The organism is Candidatus Zixiibacteriota bacterium (genome assembly GCA_040756055.1).
In the GTDB taxonomy this organism is placed as follows: Bacteria; Zixibacteria; MSB-5A5; order GN15; family FEB-12.
The window spans coordinates 1-4,720 of sequence record JBFLZR010000012.1 but is presented as its reverse complement, the minus strand read 5'-3'; the positions used below and the strand labels follow the sequence as shown (position 1 = coordinate 4,720).

General features: G+C 52.2%; 5 protein-coding genes. 1 reads left to right on the top strand and 4 read right to left on the bottom strand.

Going from position 1 to position 4,720, the window contains the following annotated elements:
- Positions 1–187 precede the first annotated feature (187 nt).
- From AB1483_14265 to AB1483_14250, 4 genes are all read right to left on the bottom strand, one after another.
- A complete protein-coding gene (locus AB1483_14265; protein MEW6413617.1) occupies positions 188–790 on the bottom strand; it encodes a hypothetical protein in 603 nt (200 codons plus the stop codon).
- A 260-nt stretch (positions 791–1,050) separates the two neighbouring features.
- Entirely contained in the window at positions 1,051–1,446 is a 396-nt protein-coding gene (locus AB1483_14260; protein ID MEW6413616.1) for a Zn-ribbon domain-containing OB-fold protein, read from the bottom strand.
- 5 nt (positions 1,447–1,451) lie between these two features.
- On the bottom strand, positions 1,452–2,612 hold the full coding sequence (locus tag AB1483_14255; GenBank protein MEW6413615.1) for a thiolase domain-containing protein: 1,161 nt from the start codon (positions 2,610–2,612) through the stop codon (positions 1,452–1,454).
- A 12-nt stretch (positions 2,613–2,624) separates the two neighbouring features.
- A complete protein-coding gene (locus AB1483_14250; protein ID MEW6413614.1) occupies positions 2,625–3,674 on the bottom strand; it encodes a hydroxymethylglutaryl-CoA synthase in 1,050 nt (349 codons plus the stop codon).
- 198 nt (positions 3,675–3,872) lie between these two features.
- On the opposite strand from AB1483_14250, the gene AB1483_14245 reads away from it, so the two are divergent.
- On the top strand, positions 3,873–4,457 hold the full coding sequence (locus AB1483_14245; protein ID MEW6413613.1) for a hypothetical protein: 585 nt from the start codon (positions 3,873–3,875) through the stop codon (positions 4,455–4,457).
- Positions 4,458–4,720 lie beyond the last annotated feature (263 nt).

The window sequence follows — 4,720 nt, the reverse complement described above, 5'->3', positions numbered from 1 at the left end:
CTTCATCCGTTCGTTCATGACACAGCTCTCTTTCCACGGCACAACCAATCCTCCTTGATTTGTACCGTATTATAAGTGTTACCTATGTCATGAGTCTAAACTGTAACCTATGTTCTGGGTTTGTACCTTGTTCCCCCCACCCAGATAGAAACCCACCCAAAGGGCGCGCCACCCGTCTTCGCAACGTCTATTCGGTACTCTGTTGGCTGGGAGTGAAAACCTCTGCCCTTATCAACCCGCTAAAAAAAACCATTAAATGCGCCAAGTTGATTATTGCACTTCTAAATATAAAATCCGCCATTGGACCTGCCGGCGATTTCCAAAGAAGCTCGTAGATTTTCACTTTAGAAAGGTCAGAGTGAAAGATGTTACCATTGAACCAGATGTTTATAATGTCCTTGGTGGATAGTTTTCGGTTTCCTAGGTTTATCCCAATCGCCGCATCCACAGATACGACGCCTTTGAAGCCGACCATCGCGGATTTAACGCGGTCAAGTTTCTCGGCGCCGATGTCTTCTCGGGAGCTAAGATGCTCAAAAACCACGTTATAAATTCTTCGGAAGTAAATGGACTCCTTTGGGGAATAGAGTTGGCGGACAATCGTCACGAGACCAAGCAAGTCGTTACGCCCTGGGCCCAGTCTGCGGCACACCAGTGGCTCGTTTCTCTTCCACTTCAGATTTAGGCCCACATTTAATTCCCCGTTTCTAAAGATCGAAGATGACTGCACCTCATCCGCCTTTTTACAGAACAATTCCAGCAACTCGCGTTGCTCAAGCGTAATAGACAATTATACTCCTAGCACGGGTACCCCACAGCTTGCTGTAGGATCGTTTATCTCTAATCGGAGTTATCTGCCATGCTGTCGAATCAAAGGTGAGCGGTTCAAGCAAATCCTCCCGCTAACAGTAAAACACTAAGTAATTGTTGAAATAATGTCAATTACATATTGCGAGCCAGCCGGGCAGATGAAAGCGTCTGCCGCCCACAAAAAAAACAGGCCGCCTTTTGGCGGCCCGTTCCCTTCATCCAAAATTCCGGCCCGGTGGCCTAAAACCACTTGGGCACGAACTTGTAGCCGTAGCTGATAACCCCATGATGTCCCTCGTCCTGAATACGACGGAACTCGATGCGCACATCCATGCCGATCTTAATCTCATCGACATTACAGTCCGCCACCTGGGCCATCACCCGGGTACCATCGGTCAACTCGACAATGGCCAGACCATAGGGCGATATATCGCCCCACTGGCTCGGAGCCACGCGAATAACCGTGTATGTTACAATCTTCCCTTCATTGGGCAGCCGGACAATCTCTTGCTCGGTGTCGCCCGTCTCGGGGTCCACCGCGCGCTTCGGGAAATATGTCTTGCCGCTCTTTTTGAATTTGGAAGCTTCCAGTCTATATCGATGCGGATACTCACGCCAGTTTCTCGAACTAAACATAGTCATCACGCCACCTCCATGATATGAACAACCGAGGATCCACCGGAACCACCCATGTTCTGAGTCATTCCAACCTTCGGGTTGCCCGGAATCTGGCGACCGCTCTCAGCCTGGCCGGTAAGTTGCTTGTAGACTTCGATCACCTGGGCCACACCGGTCGCTCCGACCGGATGTCCCTTCGACTTGAGGCCGCCCGAACTGTTCATCGGGAACTTGCCCTCAATCGCGGTCTCACCGGCGAGAATCGCCGCGCCGGCCTTGCCGGGCGCATACTTGCCTATAGACTCGGCCACAACTATCTCGGCAATCGTGAAACAGTCGTGAACCTCGGCGAAATTGATATCACCAATCTTCTTACCCGCCATCTTCAGCGCCTTACCGGCAGCTATCGTGGCGGCCTTGATTGTGGTCATATCATCTCGCTGGGCCAACTGAATCGTATCCGTACCGACACCGGAACCGGTTATCTTGATATATGGCTTGCCGAGCTTTTTGGCGATATCGACCGTCGTAACAATAACAGCCGCCGCGCCATCGGTAATCGGCGAGCAATCCAGAATGTGAAGCGGATCGGCAATCATCACCGACTTCGCCACACCTTCCATCGTTATCTCAAACGGATACTGCGCCACCGGATTCTTGGCGCCGTTTTTGTGGTTCTTCACCGCGACCGCCGAAAGCATCTCACGTGTCGTCCCATACTTGGCCATGTGCGCGTGCGCCATCATGGCATACAAGCCCGGGAAGGTAGCGCCGTTGAAAACCTCAAATTCCTGATCAGCAGCCGTCGCCAGCGCATAGGTAGCGTCATCACCGGAAACATCCGTCATCTTCTCCACACCGGAGGCCATGACGATATCGGATGTTCCCGAGGCTACCTCGATGTAAGCCGCGCGGACTGCCATACCGCCCGATGCGCACGCCGACTCGACACGCATGGCCGGAAGACCACGCATGCCCATGTAATCGGTCAGCATGGAACCGAGATGTTCCTGTCCGACAAACAAACCGCCGGACATACACCCGACATAAAGACTGTCAAGATGATCGACTCCGGCATATTTGACCGCGGCCAGGGCCGCGTCAGTGTGAAGATCACGCAGCGACTTCTTCCAGACTTCGCCCCACTGGCTCATTCCGACTCCGACAATACAAACTTCTCTCATCGCAGTCACCTCCTAATCATTCTTACGGATTTTGCGACGGTACTTGGCGTAGGTGCCGTAGTCGACATAAATCACGTTTTCGCTTAAGAGTTTTCGGGTGTGAACCGCAAGATCACGAACTTCGTTGATGCGGTCGGTGACTTTCCAGATGAAACCGTCGGACCCGGCGCCGCTGCCATAGGAACACATGAAAATCATGTCTCCCGGCTTGGCGACATCCAGAGTAGCCGTCAGGCCGATCGGTGACGCTCCGGAATAGGTGTTGCCGAGAGTCGGCGAAAGCCATCCCGGATCGATCTGCTCCTGCGTGAAACCAAGCTCAAACGCCACGCGCTGCGGGAATTTGCCGTTCGGCTGATGAAACACCGCGTAAGCGAAATCCTTCGGCTTCATACCGGACTTCTTCAGAAGCGCGTTCGAGGCTCCCTTGGTGTGAGCGAAATACGCCTCTTCACCGGTGAACCTTCCCCCATGCTGCGGATAGAACTGGTGCTCCCTGCGCCAGAAATCCGGGGTATCGGTCATGTATGAGTGCGTATGGGTACACTCGGCGACAAGATTCTCGGTGCCCATGATAAACGCACCCGCGCCGGCAGCGGCGGAGAACTCAAGGGCATCCGATGGAGCGCCTTGCGATGTATCCGCGGCGATAGCCAGAGCATATTTCATCTGCTTCGCCTCAACATGGCTCAACGCGACAAACATAGCCTCTGAACCGGCCTTACAGGCGAACTCGAAATCGGCACAATGAATGTCCGGCGTGGCCCCGATAGCCTCGGCAACGGTTGTACCGGATGGCTTGACTGCGTACGGATGAGACTCCGAACCGATATATATAGCGCCGATATCCGCCGGATTGATATTCCCGGCCCGGACGAGCGCCCGACGGGCAGCCTCGACCGACAACGTAATCGTGTCCATGTCCGGCGGCGGGACCGACTTCTCGCGAAGCATCAGCCCTTTCTTGTAGCTCGGGGCGTCGGCTCCCCACACTTTGGCAATTTCTTCGACTTTGATCCGATGCCGTGGTAGATGCGCACCGTATCCGACAATACCTGCCATAAGTTACCTCAGTTTTGTTTGGTTTATAACGACTTATGCTAATTTTCGTCTAACCGCGTTGACTTTACAGGCTGACAAAATAGGCTGTTTCCGGCCAAAAAACAAGCCCCTCGCGCAAAATTTCACCATTTACCCGTAACCTGCCAACCCCCAGCAATTAAACTTGGGAAAACACCCTCCGGAGCCGATAATTATCCTATGCGTACACTTATTACCTTTATGCTTTTGGTGCTTCTGGCGGCTAACCTGTCGGCCCAGGACGATGACAAAGTCCTCGACAACAATACCGCCTTCTTTGAAGGCGCTAATCACAGCTATATCATGACCCCGCCGGACAATTTCGTGATGGTTATGGAGCCGGCGATTTCCGATGGTTATTCGTTTGCTTTTATTCCCGATGGTGAGTCGTACGATTCGGCTTCGGTGATGATCGGAATAAACATCTTCAGCGTCAAAGAAAAAATCCGCGAGTCATTCAGCCTCGAACAGCTCATCATGACCGATACATCGTCAATTCGCGAACACTACGGTCCGACCCTTGTTATTGAAGAGGTTGCCCCGATGGTGACCAAGAATCAGTTCACCCTCCGCAATATTTTCTTAAACGATACGACGACCTTTATTCCGAATGTGATGTTTTCCTATCTCGATGGCGGCGGCGAGGTCTTGATTTTCGACCTGAGCATCTCCCCTGACTATCCCCGCTTCATGGCCGAACAGGCCTACAACGAATGCCTCAACCGCCTGAAAGTGCTGGTCAAAGGCCAACTCGACGCCGGATGATCCTTCTATTCATCGTGGGACAAAATAAAAACGCGGGCATCTGACTTTTCAAATGCCCGCGTTCTTATTTATATCTGACGCCTGATGTGGGTTGTGACTTGGTACCCCACCCAACGGGTGGGTTTATTCATTCCGATGAACGTTTCACTAGATAGGTAACAGAATAGACTCACCACATGGGTAACACTTTTTGGGTTAAAGATCAATGTTGTTTCCTTCTCGTGACTTTTGGTTTTATAAGCATTTTCTTCCTTTCGTCGTAG